At 60.2% G+C, this 20,649-nt stretch carries 10 protein-coding genes; 7 read left to right on the top strand and 3 right to left on the bottom strand.

Annotated elements, in window-relative coordinates:
* From QQL78_RS09825 to QQL78_RS09795, 7 genes are read left to right on the top strand one after another with little or no spacing between them, the layout of a single operon-like run.
* Complete coding sequence (locus QQL78_RS09825) at positions 1-6,450, top strand: type I polyketide synthase (protein WP_284372960.1); 6,450 nt, start codon at positions 1-3, stop codon at positions 6,448-6,450.
* The gene (locus QQL78_RS09820; RefSeq protein ID WP_284372958.1) at positions 6,423-7,454 is read left to right on the top strand and encodes a glycosyltransferase family 2 protein; all 1,032 of its coding nucleotides are present in this window, start codon (positions 6,423-6,425) and stop codon (positions 7,452-7,454) included. The genes QQL78_RS09825 and QQL78_RS09820 overlap by 28 nt, the downstream gene beginning before the upstream one ends.
* Complete coding sequence (locus tag QQL78_RS09815) at positions 7,451-12,004, top strand: MupA/Atu3671 family FMN-dependent luciferase-like monooxygenase (protein ID WP_284372957.1); 4,554 nt, start codon at positions 7,451-7,453, stop codon at positions 12,002-12,004. The genes QQL78_RS09820 and QQL78_RS09815 overlap by 4 nt, the downstream gene beginning before the upstream one ends.
* Positions 12,001-12,708, top strand: a complete 708-nt coding sequence (locus tag QQL78_RS09810; protein ID WP_284372955.1) for a 4'-phosphopantetheinyl transferase family protein — start codon at positions 12,001-12,003, stop codon at positions 12,706-12,708. The genes QQL78_RS09815 and QQL78_RS09810 overlap by 4 nt, the downstream gene beginning before the upstream one ends.
* A 4-nt stretch (positions 12,709-12,712) precedes the next feature.
* Complete coding sequence (locus QQL78_RS09805; protein ID WP_284372953.1) at positions 12,713-13,657, top strand: hypothetical protein; 945 nt, start codon at positions 12,713-12,715, stop codon at positions 13,655-13,657.
* Positions 13,654-16,170 carry a hypothetical protein gene (locus QQL78_RS09800; protein ID WP_284372952.1) on the top strand — a complete coding sequence of 839 codons (2,517 nt, stop codon included), beginning with the start codon at positions 13,654-13,656 and terminating at the stop codon, positions 16,168-16,170. Before QQL78_RS09805 ends, QQL78_RS09800 begins: the two co-directional genes overlap by 4 nt.
* Complete coding sequence (locus QQL78_RS09795) at positions 16,167-17,000, top strand: glycosyltransferase family 2 protein (RefSeq protein WP_284372950.1); 834 nt, start codon at positions 16,167-16,169, stop codon at positions 16,998-17,000. The genes QQL78_RS09800 and QQL78_RS09795 overlap by 4 nt, the downstream gene beginning before the upstream one ends.
* Here QQL78_RS09795 and QQL78_RS09790 read toward each other — a convergent pair.
* The 3 genes from QQL78_RS09790 to QQL78_RS09780 all read right to left on the bottom strand — a co-directional run bounded on the left by QQL78_RS09790 (position 16,997) and on the right by QQL78_RS09780 (position 20,616).
* On the bottom strand, positions 16,997-18,187 hold the full coding sequence (locus QQL78_RS09790) for a glycosyltransferase family 4 protein (protein ID WP_284372948.1): 1,191 nt from the start codon (positions 18,185-18,187) through the stop codon (positions 16,997-16,999). The genes QQL78_RS09795 and QQL78_RS09790 overlap by 4 nt on opposite strands.
* Before the next feature lie 13 nt (positions 18,188-18,200).
* Complete coding sequence (locus QQL78_RS09785) at positions 18,201-19,511, bottom strand: GumC family protein (RefSeq protein WP_284372946.1); 1,311 nt, start codon at positions 19,509-19,511, stop codon at positions 18,201-18,203.
* A gap of 175 nt (positions 19,512-19,686) precedes the next feature.
* Positions 19,687-20,616 (bottom strand): CpsD/CapB family tyrosine-protein kinase, encoded by a 930-nt coding sequence (locus QQL78_RS09780; RefSeq protein ID WP_284372944.1) that lies wholly within the window; start codon positions 20,614-20,616, stop codon positions 19,687-19,689.
* Positions 20,617-20,649: the final 33 nt, after the last annotated feature.

Genomic DNA, 20,649 nt, shown 5'->3' with positions numbered 1-20,649 from the left:
ATGAAAACAGCAGCCAAAAACGCACGTGCTGGCGAAGACATTGCTATTGTTGGCCTTTCTGTCAACGTACCCGGCGCTGGTGATGTTGATGCCTATTGGGCCAATCTGCGTGACGGGGTGGAATCAATCCGCCGTCTGTCTGAGGAGGAATTGCTGAACGCGGGCGAAAGTGCGCAGGCGATTGCCCGCAAGAATTATGTTCCTGCTGCCGCAATTCTCGAAGGGTTCGACACTTTTGACGCGGATTTTTTTGGCTTTTCGCCGAAAGACGCGGCGATCCTTGACCCGCAGCACCGCAAGTTTCTTGAGGTGGCATGGGAAGCGATGGAGCAGGCGGGTCATCCGCCGGAAACCATGGCCGGACCAATTGGCGTCTATGCGGGTTGTGGCATGGGCAGCTATTTCTATTTCAACATCTGCTCGAACCCCGATCTGGTGGATGATGTGGGCATGTTCCTGTTGCGCCATACCGGCAACGACAAGGATTTCCTGTCAACGCGGGTCAGCCATGTGTTTGACCTCAAAGGCCCGTCGATCAACCTGCAAACCGCCTGTTCGACCTCTTTGGTGGCGATCCACTATGCCTGTCAGGCCCTACGTGCGGGCGAAATTGACATGGCGCTCGCCGGTGGGGTGACTATCGAATTGCCGCATGGGCGCGGCTATGAATTCAAGGAAAATGAGATCCTGTCACCCGACGGGCATTGCCACGCCTTTGACCACCGCGCGCAGGGTACGGTTTTTGGATCGGGGGCAGGGGCGGTTGCCCTGCGCCGTCTATCGGACGCGATTGCGGATGGGGATCACATCTGGGCCGTGATCAAAGGATCTGCTGTCAACAATGATGGAGCGGCCAAAGCGGGCTATCTTGCCCCCTCGGTCGACGGTCAGACACAGGCCATTGCGGCGGCACTGGACGCGGCTGGCGTTGCTGCGCAAAGCATCGGTATGGTCGAATGTCATGGCACAGGCACCTATCTGGGTGATCCGATTGAGGTTGCCGCCCTGACCGAAGCCTACCGTGCGGAAACCGATGCCGTTGATTTCTGTCGCATCGGGTCGGTGAAAACCAACATCGGCCACCTGGATACCGCTGCAGGTGTTGCGGGGCTCGCCAAGGCGACGCTGGCGTTGCACAACAAACAAATGCCACCTTCGCTGGGGTATGAGGCACCAAACCCGGCAATCCCGTTTGAGGGCTCTCCCTTCCGCGTCAACGACAGCCTTGCGGATTGGGCTGCCGGTGATACACCACGCCGCGCCGCGATCAATGCGCTGGGCGTGGGGGGCACCAATGCTCATATGATCCTGGAGGAAGCGCCGGAACGCACAGCCTCCGAGGAAAGCGACTGGCCGTTTCATGCGCTGGTGGTTTCAGGTGCGTCGAAAGCGGCGCTGGATGCCAATACCGCTGCCCTTGCCGCACATCTGCGCGCGCATCCTGAACAGCCATTGGCGGATGTTGCACATACGTTGAAAAATGGCCGACGTGCCTTTGAAAAACGCCGTGTGGTGGTGGCGGAAACCCATGCCGAAGCCGCCGACCTGCTGGGCGGCGCGGATACCCGCCGCGTCTTTACTCATGAGGCGCTTGGTGAAAACCCTGAAGTCGTCTTCATGTTCCCCGGTGGCGGGGCGCAATATGCGGGCATGGCACGGGACCTTTACGAAACCGAGCCGGAATTTGCCGAATGGATGGACCGTGGGTTGGAGCATCTGTCGCCGCAGCTGGATTATGACATCCGTGCGCTGTGGCTGCCCGAGGTGGGGCAGGCTGATGCGGCTGCGGAACGGTTGAAGCAGCCATCGGTGCAACTGCCGCTGATCGCTATTGTCGAATATGCGCTGGCAAAACTCTGGATGTCATGGGGCGTGCAACCCGCCGCGATGGTAGGCCATTCCATGGGCGAAAATGTTGCGGCCTGCCTTGCCGGTGTGATGACATTTGAAAACCTGATAGATCTTGTTCTGCTGCGCGGTCGGTTGTTTGACGAGGTGCCCGCCGGTGGCATGTTGTCCATCTCGGCCCCGTTGTCGGCCATTGAGCCACTGCTCGGCGAGGATCTTGATATCGCGTCGATCAACGCGCCTGAACTGATCGCGGTTTCTGGCCCGCAGGCGGCGCTGGCTGCCATGCAGGGCCGGCTTGACGCGGCTGATATTGAATATCAGCGCATCGCCATCGATATCGCCGCGCATAGCCGCATGCTAGAGCCGATCCTTGCACGCTACCACGCCTTTTTGGCCAGCATCGACTTGCAAGCACCTAATATGCCGTTTGTCTCCAACCGCGGCGGCGCACAGATTACCGCGCAGGAGGCGACAAGCCCCGACTACTGGGTCGCCCAGCTGCGCAATACCGTCAACTTTGCCGATTGTATCACCACGCTCGCGGCCCCGCGCAAACGGATCTACCTTGAGGTCGGGCCGGGCAAGGCCCTGTCCGCCCTTGCGCAGATGCACCCTGATGTTGCGCCCGCACAGGTGCTGTCGACCCTGCGCCATCCCGATCAGGAAATTGCGGATGATGCCTATTTTATTTCGGTGATTGGCCGTCTTTGGGCCTGTGGGCTTAACGCCGATTGGTCCCAGATCTGGGGAGAGGCGAAGCGCAACCGTGTTATTCTGCCCACCTATCAATTCCAGCGCAGCCGCTATTTCATCGAAGCAGGGCAAGCGGCGCTTGCACCTGTGGCTGCGCCGCTTACGCGCAGCGATGCCATCGAAGACTGGGGCTCTGTCCCCGCATGGCGTCCGCGATTTGCCGATACGGATATGGATGTGACACGCGATCTGGGGGATGTCCCCTTGACGTGGTTGATGTTTGCGGATGGTGCGGGTCGTGCTGCGCCCGCCCTTCAACGTCTGAAAGATGCCGGTCATAGGGTTGTCACCGTGCGGGCGGGTGATGCTTTCGCCCAGGCGGATGATGCGACCTATACGCTTGCCCCCGAACAGGGCCGTCAAGGCTATGACCAGCTGATCACCGACCTGAAACAGCGCGACTTGCTGCCTGACCGGATTGGGCATTTCTGGCTGACCGATGATCATCTGCCCCCGCGCGCAGGATCGTCCGAATTCGACCGCAATCTGGAACAGGGATTCTGGAGCCTGACCTGGCTTGCGCAGGCCCTGTCCGAGGCCGAATTTGATAAACCCCTGCACCTCCTCGCCTTTACAGCAGGTGCGGCGCAGGTCCGCGAGGAGGCCGTTCCCCACCCCGAAGAGGCGCTGATTGCCGGACCTGTCGGTGTCTTTGCCCGCGAAATGCCCGATGTAACCTGTGCGCAGATTGATCTGGAGCCGGTTGCGGCGGCTGTTGCCCCGTCCAAAGGGTGGTTTTCAAAACCTGTCGAAACCCCGCCTGATGACAGTCTGACAGAGCCGTTGTTGGAAGAGCTGTTGGCCGTGCCAGCCAATACCATTGCGGCGCTGCGCGGGGCGAAACGTTTTGAACAAACTTACCGCGACATTGGATTGCCAGAGGCAGAGGCACCGGCGTTCCGCGATGGCGGCACCTATCTGATCACCGGCGGTTTCGGTGGCATCGGCCTGACCTTGGCAGCCGATATTCTGGGACAGCATAATGCCCATGTGGTGCTTTTGTCGCGTGACCCGATGCCGGAACGGCAAGCCTGGGAAGGATACCTCAAGACCCACGCGACCACCGATCGCACCGCGCGGCGAATGCATGCGGTGATGCGTCTTGAAACACTGGCGCAAGCGCGGGGCGGCACCATTGAGGTGGCACAGGGCGATGTGGCCAACCTTGCCCAGATGCGCCGGGTGACACAGGATTTGACCACGCGCCATGGTGGGCTGACGGGAGTGATCCACGCCGCTGGTACGCTTGATGATGCGCCGCTGCTGGCCAAATCGGATGCCAGCATTGACGCGGTATTGTCGCCCAAGGTTCAGGGGCTGCGCGTCCTTGATCAATTGCTGCCCGATGGCACGTTGGAACTGATGGTGCTGTTTTCCTCTACCTCGACGGCCACACGGGCCGCAGGGCAGACCGACTATGTCGCCGCCAATGCCTGGCTGAATGCTTTTGCTGCTGCACGGCGCAACGGCAAAACCAAAGTGGTTGCGATCAATTGGGGCATCTGGTCGGATGTGGGCATGGCCGCCAAGGCGCTGAATGGTGCGGCCAGCGACGTCCTGCCGCCGCGCCCGGTTGAGGCCGCATTTCTGAAAACCGTGGGTGCGGATGCGGCGGGTGATCTGGTGTTCACCGCCCCTTTCACCACGCAAGATTGGCTGCTGGACCAGCACCGCACGGCACAAGGGCAGGCGATCCTGCCCGGCACCGGCTATATCGAACTGCTGGCCGAGGCGGCCAAGGCACAGGGCATGACAGGGTTTGACATCCAAGACCTGTATTTCCTGCGCGCCATGCCGGTGGAGGAAGACAGCAGTCGTCAGATGCAAGTCACCCTGCGCCCGGACGGCAAGGGCTTTGCTGCCGAAATGCGCAGTGATTGCCGGTTGCAAGGCAGGGATGGTTGGCAACTGCACGCGCAAGCCGCCCTGAACCCGCTGACCGGAGTTGCGCCGGAAGATGTTGATATCGCATCACTTTCCGCGCGATGTGACGTGGCTCAGCAAAGCACTGCCGAGGCCCGTCTGAAATCCCCGCAAGAAGCGCATTTGAAATTCGGCCCCCACTGGCATGTCCTGTCCGAAACCCGGATGGGCAGGGGCGAGGGAGTGGCCAAGCTGACCTTGCCTGACGCCCTGCGCGGCGCTGAAAACGCGCCAGTGCTGCATCCCGGACTGATGGATCTGGCCACTGGCTGGGCCATCGCGCTGGTGCCGGGATATGGCGCGACCCATCTTTGGGTGCCGGTGTCCTATGGATCAATCCGTGTTTATGCGCCGCTGCCGGATATGGTGTATTCTTGGGTACGCTTGCGCGACGGGCAGGGTGATTTTGCCCGTTTTGATGTGACAGTCTGTGACCCGGAAGGCCGCGTTCTGGTCGAAGTCAGCGATTTCGCGATGAAACGGCTTGAGGGCGACCTTGCAGCAATGCCTTTGACCATAGCCGAAGTGACTTTCACCGATGACAGCGCGGATGATGACAGCCGCAGTCCTGCCGAGGAACAGCTGGCCTATCTGGTGTCGCAAGGCATCCGCGCCAGTGAGGGGCCGGAAGCCCTGCGCCGTGCGCTTGCGCTGGGCAAGCCGCAGGTCATGGTTTCATCGCTGCCCTTGCAGGGGCTGATCGCGCGCGCCAATACGCCAGCGGTTGAACAGGCTACTTCAGGTCAGAGTTTCGAACGTCCCGATCTGGATGGTTCTTTCGTCGCACCGCGCAACGGTATTGAGGAACGTCTGGCCGGGATCTGGTCGAACCTGCTGGGCATCAGTCCGGTTGGGGTTGAGGACAGCTTTTTCGACCTTGGCGGGCATTCTCTGATTGCCGTGCGCCTGTTTGCGGCGGTGAAACGTGAGTTCAAGGTGGAATTCCCGATTTCGGTACTTTTCGAGGCCCCTACAATTGCCAAATGCGCTGCCCTGATCGCGGCGGAAACCGGCGATCTGGGAGAAGCTTCGGAGGGGGAGACCCCTGCCGCTGCGCCAGAGAAATACGAATTCCTTGTGCCGCTGAACCAAAGCGATCAGCGCGATGCGCCACCCTTGTTCATTGTTGCGGGCATGTTTGGCAATGTGCTGAACCTGCGCCATCTTGCGCTGCCTTTTGCATCGGAACGGCGGGTGTTTGGTGTGCAGGCACGGGGGCTGATCGGGGAAACCGAACCGCATCGCGATGTGGCCATCGCTTCCCGTGACTATCTGGCAGAAATGCAGCGTTTGCAGCCAGAGGGGCCCTATCTGATTGCCGGGTATTCCGGCGGCGGGATCACGGCTTATGAAATGGCCAGACAATTGCGCGATGCGGGCCATGAAGTGGCTGTGGTGGCGATGTTTGACACGCCGCTGCCGGTACGCCCGTCGCTCAGCAGACCCGATAAGGCATTGATCAAGCTGGCTGAGCTGAAATCGAAAGGACCAGCATATCTGGTCGAATGGGCACAGAACCGCTGGGCTTGGGAGATGCGCAAACGCAACGAAGATACTGCGCCTGATGCACCTGCGGGGGCGGAGTTCAACAACCTGAAAATTCAGGATGCCTTCCTTGAAGCGGTGGGGAAATACCAGACACCCGATTGGGACGGCCCGCTCACCCTGTTCCGTCCGGCGCTTGATTTGCATTGGCCGGTGACGGGGGGCAGGTTTGTCAGCAAAGAGCGCGAATATGTGTTCGAGGACAACGACTGGCGTCGATATGCGCCGCAGATTGAGGTGATCGAGGTGCCCGGTGATCATGACAGTATGATGCTGGCCCCAAATGTCACCACTTTGGCGCAAGAGCTGCGCGAAGTGATCGCACGGGCACTAGACGATGGATCGGATGATTGGCAACAGGCAACGGCGGCACAATGATGGCAGTTTCAAACCCTAAAGTACTGGTGGTTTTACTGAACTACCGGACTGCTGAAATGACCCTGCGTGCCGCTGAGGCGGCGCTGGCTGATATGCCTGCGGGGGCTGAACTGGTGATTGTCGACAATGCCTCTGGTGACGGCTCAGCCGGTGTGCTGACCAACGCCATCACTGAACGGGGATGGGATGCGCAAAGTCGTGTGCGCCTGATCCTGTCAGAGGTGAACGGCGGTTTCGGCGCAGGCAATAACCTTGGTTTTAAGGCGGGCATGTCGGATGACAGCCGCCCCGATTATTTCTATGTGCTGAACTCGGATGCCTTTCCTGATCAGGGCTGTTTGCCACATCTGATCCAGCATTTGGAAACCACACCCAAGGCGGGCATGGCCGGCAGCCATGTGCGCGGCGAGGATGATCAGCCCCATACAACTGCCTTTCGCTTTCCGTCCATTGCGGGCGAGTTTGAGGGGGCGGCGCGCACCGGCCCGATTACCCGTTTGCTGAAATCCTATGTCGTCGCGCCTGATTTGCCGCAGACCGCCACACAGGTGGATTGGGTGGCGGGGGCCAGCGTGTTGATGCGGGCCAGCATGCTGGATGAAATCGGCATTTTCGACGAAACCTTCTTTCTTTATTTTGAGGAAACAGACCTGTGCAAACGGGCCGCGGTGGCAGGCTGGGAATGCTGGTATCTGCCGCAGGTCGGTGTGGTGCATATCGGGTCCGTGTCCACCGGCATGAAAGAATGGCAACGCATCCCTGATTACTGGTTCGCTTCGCGTCGGCATTACTTTGTGAAAAACCACTCTCGCGCCTATGCAGCGGCGGCTCTTCTTGCCAAACTTGCTGGGGGGGCAATCCACCACCTGCGCTGCAAGATATCTGGCGCAACGCCGCAAGATCCGCCCGGTTTCAACCGCGACCTTTTGCGTTTCGGCCTTGGCTTGCCCCTGCGCCGTGACATCCCTGTGACCCGCCGTTCCGTATCGAAGGAAAACTCATGACCGCCACCTTCAATCCTCAAGCCTTTGATGCCCTTTTGATGGGCGATGAATCCCTGACCATTGCCTGTGGTGATATGATGTTGGCGGGCGGACATCGCCTGTCGGCGGTGATTACCCGTGATGCCACGGTGCGCAACTGGGCCGAAGACAAGGGGCTGACTGTCTTTAATCAGGCCAAGGAAATTGTGGGGGCTGGCCTTGCCGCGGATTGGTTGCTGTCCATTGCCAACCTGCGGATGATCCCGGCGGATGTGCTGGCGGTGCCCACCAAGGGCGCGATTAACTTTCACGATGGTCCTTTGCCGCGCTATGCAGGGCTGAACACCCCGGCATGGGCGGTGATCAACGGCGAGACCTCTCATGGCGTCAGCTGGCACATGATCGAGGGTGGCGTGGATGAGGGTGACCTGCTCGCGCAAAATGAGGTGGCAATTGCGGCGGATGAGACGGCGTTCAGTCTGAACTCCAAATGTTACGCTGCCGGGATGGAGAGCTTTGCCCGCGTCCTGTCCCAATTAGAAACCGGTGGCTTGGAGCGCACACCTCAGGACCTGAGCCTGCGCAGCTATTTTGCCCGCGATCAGCGGCCTGAAAATATGGGTGTGCTGAATTTCGATAAAGCTGCGGCACAGTTGGACGCATTGGTGCGGGGGCTGGATTTCGGCACCTATTGGAACCCGCTGGGCACAGCCAAACTTGCCCTTGGAAATGCGTTTTACAGTATTGGCGGGCTTGAGCCCGTCGCGGGGCAGAGCGGTGCCGCAGGCGAGGTTCTGGTGGTTGACGCAAAGGGCGTCACAATTGCCACTGCTACCACCGCAGTGCGGCTGCGTGGATTGACCACATTGGACGGCACATCGGTGAACCCGACTACCCTATGTGTGGTTGGTGATGTTTTGGCGTCGGCAGATCTGCCTGAGCTGGAGGTCAAGGACGAAGCCATCTGGCGCAGCGCCCTGAGCAAGACGGCACCGGTTCCCGCCCCCTTTGTGACGGCGCAATCCGGCGATGCAGATTGGGGGCAGCGGGCATTGTCACTGCCTGCCGGGCTGTCTGCTGCGCAGGTAATCACTGCCGCATCCGTGGTCCTGTTGAATGGGGTTGAGGCCGGGCAGGGTGTGTTTGCATTGAAGTCGGCAAACACCCACCGGTTGGCCGCTGACTGGGTTCCGCTGTACATCGCCGCTGATGGCGCAGACGCGGTGCAAACAGTGCATGATGCCGTGGCCCGCCAGTTGGAACGTGCGCAATCCTCTGCCGGTATGGCGCAGGACTTGCTGTCCCGCGATCCGGCGATCGTCGCGCAGGGCCAGCCGCAGATCGGTTTCTCGCTGGCGGCTGAACCCGTTGCATCCGCCGCGTTGACCCTGTGTCATGACGGCAAAGCGGCGCAGCTGATCTATGATAAATCACGCCTGGGCGATGCGGCACTTGATCTGATCTCTGCCCGTATCGAAGCGGCGGCTACCGCCCTTGCCAATGCGCAACGCTGCGACGAACTGCGCCAGATGCCCGCAAGCGAAGCGGCGCTGTTGCAAGGCTGGAACGCCACCGAGCGTGCCTATACCCCTAGCACCATCCATGCGGCATTTGAGGCACAGGTGGCGCGGACCCCAGAAAGCGAAGCAATTGTTTTCGAAGGCGAAAGCCTTTCTTACGCGGCGCTGGATGCCCGCGCGAACAAACTGGCCCATGTGCTGCGTGCCCAAGGGGCCAGACCCGGCACACCCATCGGCTTGTTCACCACACGTGGCCTTGATCTGCTGGTCGGTGCGCTGGGCATCCTCAAGGCGGGCGGGGCTTATGTGCCGCTTGATCCGGCCTATCCTGCGGACCGCATCGCGCATTACATCAGCGACAGCGCCGCACCGTTGATTGTGACGCAAAGCGGCTTGGCTGCACAGCTGCCCGCCCATAGCGCAGAGGTTATTGCACTGGACAGTGATCCGCGTATCGCGGCGGCCCCTGAGGCAGCGCTTGAGGCTACGGCGACGCCTGATGATCTGGCCTATCTGATCTATACTTCCGGTTCCACCGGCACGCCCAAGGGCGTTATGGTCAGCCACGGCAATGTCGCGAACTTCTTTGCCGGGATGGATGATCGCATCGACCATGAGGCCGGCGCGGTCTGGCTTGCTGTCACCTCGCTCAGCTTTGATATTTCGGTGCTGGAACTGTTCTGGACCCTTGCACGCGGGTTCAAACTGGTGCTGGCCGGGGATGAAGCGCGCACTATGGTGTCAAACGGACCCATCGCCGTTTCGGATCGCAAGGTCGATTTTAACCTGATGTATTGGGGCAATGACGATGGTGTCGGCCCCAAGAAATACGAACTGCTGCTGGAAGGTGCCAAATTCGCGGATGCCAATGGGTTCAACGCGGTCTGGACGCCAGAACGGCATTTCCATGCCTTTGGTGGCCCTTACCCCAACCCGTCGGTGACCGGTGCAGCGGTGGCTGCGGTGACGCAGAACCTTTCGGTACGTGCCGGGTCTTGCGTGGCGCCGCTGCACCATCCCGCGCGGATTGCTGAAGAATGGGCGGTGATCGACAATCTGACCAACGGGCGGGTTGGCCTTGCCATCGCCAGCGGCTGGCAGCCGGATGATTTTGTGCTGCGCCCGGAAAACACACCACCCGCCAACAAGCCCGCGATGTATGCGGCCATCGACCAGCTGCGCCAGATGTGGCGCGGCGAGCCGGTGGAGTTTCCTAAACAGGACGGCACCATGCACGCTGTTGTCACCCAACCGCGCCCGGTGTCCAAGGAACTCCCGGTCTGGGTGACCACGGCGGGCAATCCGCAGACCTGGAAAGAGGCGGGCGAGATTGGCGCAAATGTGCTGACCCATCTTCTGGGGCAATCGATTGAAGAGGTCGCGGGCAAGATCAAGATCTATCATCAGGCTTTGCGTGATGCGGGCCATGATCCGGCGGATTTCACCGTGACCCTGATGCTGCACAGCTATCTGGCCGAGACTCGTGAACAGGCGGAAGATATCGCGCGGGGGCCGATGAAGGATTACCTGCGCTCTGCCGCTGCCTTGATCAAGCAATACGCCTGGGCGTTTCCTGCGTTCAAACGGCCTGAAGGCACGTCAAACGCCTTTGATCTGGACCTTGAAGGGGTGTCAGAGGACGAACTTGACGCGATCCTTGAATTCGCCTTCCTGCGTTATTTCAACGACAGCGGTCTATTCGGCACCGTGGCCGATGGCGTGGCGCGGGTCGAACAGCTGAAGATGATCGGCGTGGATGAGGTGGCCTGTCTGATCGACTATGGCATTGATCCGGCGCTGGTCATGGAGGGGCTCAAACCGCTGGCTGAGGTGCTGCGCCTGTCCAATCAGGGCACGGTTCTGGCAGAGGATGATTTCTCGCTTGCGGCACAGGTTGTCCGCCACAAGGTCAGCCACCTGCAATGCACCCCGTCGATGGCACAGATGTTGGTCACCAACGATGGTGCACGGGCGGCGCTGGGTCAGGTGGAACATCTGATGGTGGGTGGCGAAGCTTTGCCCGGATCGCTGGTCAGCGCGTTGCAATCGGCCAGCGGCGCCAGCTTGCAAAATATGTACGGGCCAACGGAAACGACGATCTGGTCGACCACCCAGATGATCAAAGATGCGGCGGATGCGACCGCCCCGATTGGCACGCCGATTGCAAATACTCAGACCTTCATCCTTGATAATAAGATGCGCCCGCAACCCATTGGTATTGAAGGAGAGTTATGGATTGGCGGTGATGGCGTCACGCAGGGGTATTGGCAGCGCCCCGAGCTGAGTGATGAACGGTTTGTGGACAACCCCTTTGGTGCGGGCAAGCTCTATCGTACCGGCGATTTGGCGACATGGGATGCGACTGGTACGTTGCATTTTGCAGGCCGCGCCGATGCGCAAGTCAAGATACGCGGCCACCGGATCGAGCTGGGCGAGATCGAGGCACGGCTGGCCGAATTGCCCGGCGTTACCCAAGCGGTTGTCACCACTGTCGAGGCCTTTGGCAGCGACCATCTGGTGGGATATGTCACATCACCAACACCGCTGGACCCGGAGCAGGCCAAGGTGGCGCTTACAGAAGTGCTGCCCGCGATCATGGTGCCGACCTACTATGTCACGCTTGATGCCATGCCGCTGACGCCAAACAAGAAAATCGACCGCAAGGCCTTGCCACTGCCCGAACGCCGTCAGACACCGCGTGATGATGCCCCAAGCGCGCCCGCCAATGCGACACAGGCGACCATCAGCGAGGTTTGGACACGGCTGTTGGGGGTTGCTGATATCCGGGGCGAGGATAACTTCTTTGGTCTGGGCGGGCACTCCCTGCTGGCCGTGCAGGCGCACCGCGATATCAAGACGGCACTTGGCAGTGACAGCCTTTCGATCACCGATATTTTCCGTTTCCCCACACTTGCAGGGTTGGCCGGGCATATCGACAAGGGGACCGGTGGGGCCGCCCCGGCAGCGGCTGCCCCCGCGCAGCCCGCCGCAACAGAGGCGATTTCGAAACGCCGCGCCATGCGGGCGGGACGCAGCAAGTCGGGTGCATGAGCGTCATGCCGGGGGCGGTGCATCGGGCGCAGACGCAGGCCGTGATTGCCGCGCTGTTTGACGATGCGAATGATATCTCTGTGGCGGTTGGGGTGCGTGATCCACGCGCCCCACAACCGCCGACCCTCGCCGATGAGGCGGCCCATCTGCGACAGGCGCTTGAACCGCGCCAACGGGAGTTTGCCGCAGGACGGGCCGCGGCGCGGGATGCGATGGCGCAGCTGGGCCTTGACCCTATGGCCATTCCCGCAGCCGCAGATCGCGCGCCCCTTTGGCCGCAGGGGGTTCGGGGCAGCATTTCGCATAGCAACTCACTTTGTGCTGCGGTACTTACCCGTGATGCGGCATCGCTGGGCGTTGATATCGAAGCAGACATGCCGCTGGATGCGGATCTGCTGTCCACCATCTGTTCAGATCACGAGCAAGCCCGTATCGCCGGACCAGACCAGCTTTGGCTGGCGAAACTGATCTTTTCTGCCAAAGAAGCCAGCTATAAGGCGCAATACCCGCTGACGCAGATGCTGTTTGGCTTTGACCATCTTGACGTGGCGCTGGACCTGCCGGGGCGGGCGTTTACCGCAACTTTCCTGAAACCGGCGGGGGATTTCGTGGCGGGCGACAAGCTGCCCGGGCGGTTCGATCAAATTCAGGGTCACCTTGTCACGGCAGCTTGGGCTGATAAATCTCTGTTCAAAGGAGCCTGAGTTGATGCCGTTATTTACCCGTCGTGCTGCCCTTGGGCTTTTGACCGTGGCGCTTGGAATCGGTGGCTACAGCTATGTTCGCCGCCAGCAGCAGGCCAGGTTGGTCCAGTCATTTTATGATCAGCCCTTGCCCAAGCCGGAAGGCGGGTTGCAGGTCTACCATCTGGGGCATTCTCTGGTGGGGCGCGACATGCCTGCGATGCTGGCGCAGCTGGCGGGTGCGGGGCACACTTACGACAGTCAGCTGGGCTGGGGCACCTCCTTGATGCAGCATTGGGAGCCGGATCAGCCGGTCAACGGGTTTGACGTGGAAAACGATCATCCCCGGTTTCGCGCGGTGGAAGGGGCGCTGGCTTCTGGCAGCTATGACGTCTTGGTGCTGACCGAGATGGTCGAGATCGAAGACGCCATCCGCTATCACGACAGCGCTGACTATCTGGCGAAATGGACGGCGCTGGCACGGGACAACAAGCCGCAGATACGGATCTATCTTTATGAAACCTGGCATCACACCAATGATGCGGCTGGCTGGTTGACACGGATTGACGCGGATTTGAAAAAGTTTTGGCAGGGGCGGATCATCCATCCGGCCATGGCCAAAACCGATGCGCCGATCCACCTGATCCCTGCCGGTCAGGTGATGGCGGCCTTTATCCGCGCGCTCACGGCGCAGGGTGGTCTGGATGGGGTGACGGGGGCGGATGATCTGATGGCCAGAAATGCGGATGGCACTGCTGACACCATCCACCTGAATGATCTGGGGGCCTATCTGGTGGCACTGACCCATTACGCGGTGCTTTATCACCGCTCGCCCGAGGGGTTGCCCTTTGCATTGAACCGCGCTGACGGCACGCTGGCGGACGCGCCATCGCCCGCGGTGGCGGCCTTGATGCAGCGCAGCGTTTGGGAGGTGGTCCAGCGCCACCCGGAAACAGGAGTAGCGGCATGACCGGTTTGGCGACATTGTTTTCGGTGCTGATGGTCGGCCACAGCCTGTTTGGCCCAACGGGGCCCAGTATGCTGGAACAGGCGCTGCTGGCGGGCACCGGCGATGCAAAGGTTCAGGCGCAGATCATCAACGGGGCACCGCTGCGCTATAATTGGGAGAAATCCGACACTGCCGAAGGAGTTGACGCCCGCGCGGTGCTGCCAGCAGGGGGCATCAGCCATCTGATCCTGACCGAAGCGGTGCCGTTGGAAAACCACACGCAGTTTTCCGAGACAGATGTTTACGCGCAGGCCTTTGCCGGTCTGGCGACCGCTGCCAATCCGAAGGCACATATCTATGTGCAGGAAACATGGCATAGTTTGAAAAGCGGTACTGGTGAAGCGGTGGAACATGATGCCAAGGCGGATATTCCCTGGCGGGTCCGACTGGATCAGGATTTGCCGGTCTGGGAAAATATCGTGGCACAGATTGCGGCGGGCACCCGTGCGCAGACCGCTACGGTTTCGCTGATCCCGGCGGGACAGGCGATGGCCCGGTTACATGATGAAATTGCGGCGGGGCAGGTGGCGGGGATCACGGATATTGCCGCACTTTTTGACGATGACATCCACCTCAATGACACGGGCCATTACTTTGTGGCAATGGTGCAATATGCGACGCTGACGGGGCAATCTCCCCTCGGCCTCCCGGTCGACTTCAAAGACCGGTTTGGCAAGGCCTATGACACCCCGGATGAGGATACGGCCCGTATTCTACAAGCCATCGCATGGGAGGCGGTGCAGGCCTATGGCACCCTGCCTGCAAAACCGGTTTCCCTGACAAAAACAACGGGGCGTGCCAGCATGGCCCCTGCGGCCCCGACCGGCCCGCCGAAAGACCTGAGCCTGCCCCCTGAAGGGGCGGTGCAGGGCAGTAACGCTGTAGCGATCGGTTTGGCCTCTGTCGCGGATTGGAGCACCCAACTGCCCTTCCTTGATCTGATGAAAACCGCGCGCCCCTGGATTGGCCATAAGGCGGGCCAATGGGGCGGTATGGAGCGGGCGCAGATGCGCGCAGAAGGGGTTCTGGATGCTGATGGCTGGCCGCTGAAAATGCCGCGTAGTCTGGGCAGTATTGGCACATTGATCCTGACCGACATGCCCGAAGCGGCCACATCGTTGAAAGGGCGTTACCGGCTGAAGTTTGACGGGAAAGGCGTGATCGAAGTTTCAGGGCGTGCTGAAAAGGTGCGCTATGGGAAGGGAGAGGTCACATTTGACTACACACCGGGGCCGGGCAGTGTCGACATTCGCATCCAGCGCATCAACACCACCAACCCGCCGCGCAACATCAGCGTGGTGCATCGTGACAATATCCGGCGTTTTGATCAGGGCGCGATATTCAACCCTGCATGGACCGCCCGCATCGGGCAGTTTCGTGCGTTGCGGTTTATGGACTGGGCAGAAACCAACAACAGTACGCTGTCGGATTGGGCCGAACGGCCGCAGGTCGGTGACGTCACCTATGTGGACGGGGTGCCGGTTGAGGTGATGATTGATCTGGCCAATGAACTGGAGAATGATGCGTGGTTCAACATGCCCCATCTGGCGGATGATGCCTTTATCCGCGCCTATGCCGAACTGGTCCGCGACCGGCTGGACCCGGAATTGACCGCCTATGTCGAATTTTCGAATGAGGTGTGGAACTGGCAGTTCTCACAGGCGGTCTGGGCGGATGAAAGCGGCTTGGCCCGCTGGGGCGAAAAGGACAAATGGATGCAGTACTACGGGCTGCGGGCCGCCGAAGTGGCACGGATCTGGTCAGAGGTTTTTGCCGGGGAGCCAGAGGATCGGCTGGTCAATGTGGTCTCTTCACAGACCGGTTGGCTGGGCTTGGAGAGTGAAGTCTTCACCGCGCCATTGGCCGTGGCCGAAGGGCTGGCAGCGCCGGTTGACGCCTTTGATGCCTATGCAGTCACAGGGTATTTTGGCGGGGTTCTGGGTTTGGAGGACCGTCAGGAGATGGTGAAAACCTGGTTGGCGGACAGTGCTGCCAAGGCGCAAGCTCAGGCAGAGGCGCAGGGGCTCACGGGGGAGGCGTTGCAGACCTATATCGCCACGCACCGCTTTGACCATGCCACTGAATTGGCAGAGCGCGAGTTGATGAACGGCAGCGTCAGCGGCAACCCTGAGGATACCTTGCAGGATCTGATTGGCCGCGTGTTGCCGCATCACGCGCAGGTGGCCCGTGCGCATAACCTTGATCTGGTGATGTATGAGGGGGGAACCCATATCGTCGGCATTGGCGGTTTGGTCGAGGATACGGATTTGACGGAATTTCTGCATCACCTGAATTATTCTGCCGCAATGGGCCGTCTTTATAGGGCGCTGCTGGATGGCTGGAAAGCGGTCGGTGGACAGTTGTTCAATGCCTATTCAGATGTCTACGCACCGACAAAATGGGGCTCCTGGGGGGCGCTGCGCCATCTGGATGACAGCAACCCGCGCTGGGATGCATTGGTCGATTTCCAATGAAAACCTCGGTTTTGATCCCCGCCCATAACGAAGCGGACTACCTGCCGGCCTGTTTGACGGCCTTGCTGACCTCTGAGCCGGTGGCAGGGGGCGTGCAGGTGGTGGTGATTGCCAATGGCTGCACGGACAATACCGCAGAGATTGCCCGTGGGTTTACCGCGCAGGCCGAGGAAAAGGGCTGGCAGCTGCTGGTGCTGGATGTTGCGCAGGGCGGCAAGTTGAATGCCTGGAACAAGGGTGAGGCGGCGGCGTCGGGTGAGGTGTTGATTTATCTGGATGCGGATGTGGTGGTCTCGCCGCAGGTGGTGGTGCAAATCACCGATGTGTTGGATGTGGACACGCCACGATATGCCAGCGGGCGGGCCAATGTGACCTTGACAGGGGAGGATACGCTGACGCGGCATTACACGCGGTTCTGGTTGACCACACCCTTCATGGTGCATGGTGTGCCCGGTTTCGGGGTGTTTGCGATGAATCGCGCGGGGCGTGCGCGTTGGGGCGACTGGCCTGATATTATTTCGGACGATACCTTTGCGCGGCTGAACTTCACACCCGCAGAACGGCATAGTGTGCCCGCAGACTACGACTGGCCCATGATCGAAGGGTTCACCCGTCTGGTACAAGTCCGCCGCCGTCAGGACATTGGCGTGGCAGAGATCGAAACCGGCTATCCGGAACTGATGGTCAACGACGATACCCATGATCAAACGGTGCCGCTGTGGAAACGCGCGCTGAAAGATCCGGTGGCCTTTGTGGCTTTTGCTGCGGTGCGCCTTGCGATCCGCCTGCCAATCCTGCGCAGCGGCAATCGCTGGGCACGGGGACGTTAGGAGCCGCTGATATGGGCCGCCAGCTTGGCGGCCTCGGTGCTGATGTCATGGCGTTCCAACACGCGCTGGCGCGCCGCATCGCCCATGGTGGTCAGCTTCTTCAAGGGCGTTTTGGCAAAGACCTCTATCGTATCGGCCAAGGCATCAACGTCCCCCGCAGGTACCAGCCAGCCGTGAGTGCCATGCTGCACCAGCTCTGGTGTGCCAGCGATATAGGTGGCGATAACGGGGCGGGCGGCGGCCATGGCTTCCATCACCACCATCGGCAGTCCTTCGGCAAAGCTCGGCATGACCAGCGCATGGGCGGCGGCAAGTTCGCCGTTCACCCCGGCCTCGTCAAGCCAGCCGGTCAGGGTGACCCGGTCCTGTAACTTGTGTTCGGCAATCGCGGCCTCGATCATGCCGCGCATCTCGCCATCTCCGATCAGGGTCAGGTGCACATTGGCCCGCACCTGCGCCAGCGCTTTGATCACGGCGAGCTGGCCTTTCTGTTCCACCAGCCGCCCGATGGCGACAAGGCGGCGCGGGCCGTCCGGTATCGGGGCAGGGTCTGCAAATTTCTGCGGTTCAATCCCGCAATGCACCACTTTGATCTTGTCCCAATCTGCGGGCGCGGCCCAGCGGCACAGCTGCGAGCGGCCAAACTGGGTGATCGCAACGGTGAAATCGGAATGCGCAATCTTGCTGCCCAAGGACAGGGCGCGGGGGGCGTCATATTCTTCCGGGCCATGTACGGTGAAACTGTATTTCGGGCCGTCCAGAAGGGCGCTGAACATCGCCACAGCGGCAGAATTGGTGCCAAAATGCGCATGGGCATGGGCGACCCCTTCGGCGCGACAGCGTTCCGCAACAAAAGCGGCTTCGGCCAGATAGATCAGATGGCGCAGTACGCCGACTTCGGAAACCCGGCCAAGGGTGATGGCGGTTTTGGTCGCTTGCCAGAATTGCGCCGCATCGCGTTTTACCGCGCGCCAGCTGGCACCGAGCAGATGCTTTTTGCCCTCGGCCAACACATATTCCGTGCGCTCTGCTTCATAGCGGTCCTGTGGATCAACCAGAGGATCACCGCTGGGACGCATCGCCATGCGAAACACGTCATGGCCTGTGGTTTCAAGCGCGCGAATCTCGCGGCGGATGAAACTCTGTGACGGCTGCGGGTAGGTGTTTAGAATATATGCAATTTTCAAGGTAGGTTTCCGCCTATCGGCTTGCGGGATGGCGGGCCTGTCGTGCGGCACGCCCTTGCAAACCGGCCTCGCTGCGGTCCTGCCAAAGCTTGGCGATGCCTTTGCGCTTTTTCGGATTACGCGTTTCGGGGATCGAAACCACCGGTAGCAATCCTGTTTCACGCTGCATCTGCCGTGCGGTGCGGATCACAGGGCGGCGCAGTTCCAGCAGGAATGCCAGCACCAAACCCAGCACTGCGGACGCGGCCACACCCAACAGAAGGCGTTTTTTGCGGCTCATGCTGACCGGGTATTCCGGCACACGGGCTTCTTCCAGGGTGATAAACCGCTCGCCGCGCGCCGCGTTTTCCAGCGTAAATCCAACCTCGGCTTCGCTGCGACGGGTTGCAATATCGCTTAGACGCTCGCGCAGTTGCGTTGTGCGCCGTTCAAATTCGGCCAGAGTCCGTTCCACCTCTGGCCGGGTTTCGATGCTGGCGCTCAGGGCGGCGCGGCGGTCCAGCAAAAGCTGGCGCTGGGTGTTCAGACTGTCCAGCAGGCGGCCAAGTTCTTCTTCCTCGCGCTGCACGGTTGCGGCGCGGGTGTTGCCGCTGCGGTCAATGTTTTCAAGGGCAAGCTGCGCTGAGATGATTTCGCGATCCAGCGTCAGCAACGCGTCATTCAGGCTGCCCAGTTCTGAGCGGCTGAAATCAAGCGAACCTTCGATGGAAATGTCATTGGCGCTGCGAAACTCTGCCAAAGCAGTGTCCAATGCCGCAATTTCTGCCTGCACGGTTTTTTCCTGCTCTTCAAAGAAAGCAAGGGTTTCACGGGTTTGCAGCTGGCGCTGCGAGGTTGCAAGGGCGCGGGTCTGATCGGCAAACAGATGGGCGATGGCCTGCGCAGTTTCGGGCGAATCCATTGCGGCGGTGATGGTCAGAACCGCAATGGCCCCATCATCGGAAAACCCTTCACGTACTGCCGCAACACCGGTGATGGTGACAGCCTGACGCAACAGGTCAACCTTGTCGGACATGCCGGGCCTGCTGGCGTCGCCATAAAGGCCGAATTGTTCAATGACCTTTACCAGATTGTCATGGGCCATCAGCTGTTGTTCGATCAGTTGCAGCCGCCGTGCCGCAGAGCTTTCGACGGTGGAGCGGGCCAGCTCATCAGAGATCTGTGGCTGTTCAATCTGCAAAACTTCGGAAGATACATAGGTATGGGGCGTGAGGACGGCCCAGATCAGCGATCCGAAACAACCCGCGATGATCACAGCCGAGATCACACCCACGCGACGGCGCAGCATGTCCAGAAAGTCGGCCATTGAAAAGATCGGTCCCATCAGTCTCTATCTATCCCAGTTTTGTTTCATCAACAAATGCGTGATGCACCCGAAGATAGTCCCATTAATCAGAACATTCTGTCCAGAATAGGGCAAAAACAATCAGAAGATGAGGGGCAAAAAAGGCGGCCAAGGGAAAAAGGCCGCCTGATTGGGGTATGAGTAAGCCCTGATTTTAGGAATAGCGCGGGATGGAGTCTGCGCGTGCCCGGTTCAAGACGACGCCCAGCAGGGGCACTTGATTGTTCAGCAGACGTTCGCATTCCATCAGTTCGCGGCCCATTGTCTGGGTGCCATCCGAAACCAGCAGCACACCGTCAAGCTGTGGCAGAAAGGCAGAGACATCATCATGGGTCAGCATTGCAGGCAGATCGTAAAGAACAATTTCCGGCTGCAGCGCGGCGCGCATGCGTTCCATGGTATGGGCGGTCTCGGCTGACTGAAGGGTTTCAGCCGCTTCAGCGTCCGCGCTATTGTTCAGCCCCAAAGCCAAAGTGTCGCTGACCTTGACCATGTGATCGCCGATGGGCGCATGACCCATCAGAAAATCCCGCATGGAGCCGCGTGGGGTGATGTCAAACGCCTTGGCGATGCCGGGGCGGCGCAGGTTGAAATCCATCAGCACCGTGCGCGAACCCTTTACCCGTGACAGGCTAAGCGCGAGGTTCATCGCGGTGAATGTATTGCCACAGCCCGACGTCGGGGTGGTGATCCCGATATTGGTCCAGCCGTGTTCCTGGGTGATTTGGCGCAGCCTTGTGCGCAGCTGGTCAAAGGCGCGCACAGAAGCGCTGTCGCGGGCCGCATCAACTACGGGCAAGGCGGTGTTATCCTTGCGGCTGGTGCCGGGATCAACCTGATCCAGCTCGTGCCAGCGGGGCAGGTTGGTGTCAGGTGCATAGCTTTTGGGTGATGCGGGGGCCAAAGCGGTTTGGACATGTGATTTGACCGTTGCGGGCACGATGCGCGCATCGGTTTTGTCGCCATTGTCATTCACCAGCGCCCGACGTGGACGGATGCTGTGGCGCATGCCGGCTTTCGACATTACGACTGGCGTGTCCAACATTTCAGCGTGGAGATCCTCTGCGGTATGTAAATCACGCATTTCTGTCTCCTTCGGAGGTTTGGCCATAAGACC

The sequence above is a fragment of the Sulfitobacter pacificus genome, from assembly GCF_030159975.1.
Taxonomy (GTDB): Bacteria; Pseudomonadota; Alphaproteobacteria; order Rhodobacterales; family Rhodobacteraceae; genus Sulfitobacter; species Sulfitobacter pacificus.
The sequence above is the reverse complement of the archived record's forward strand: the minus strand, read 5'-3'. Positions and strand labels throughout refer to the sequence as shown.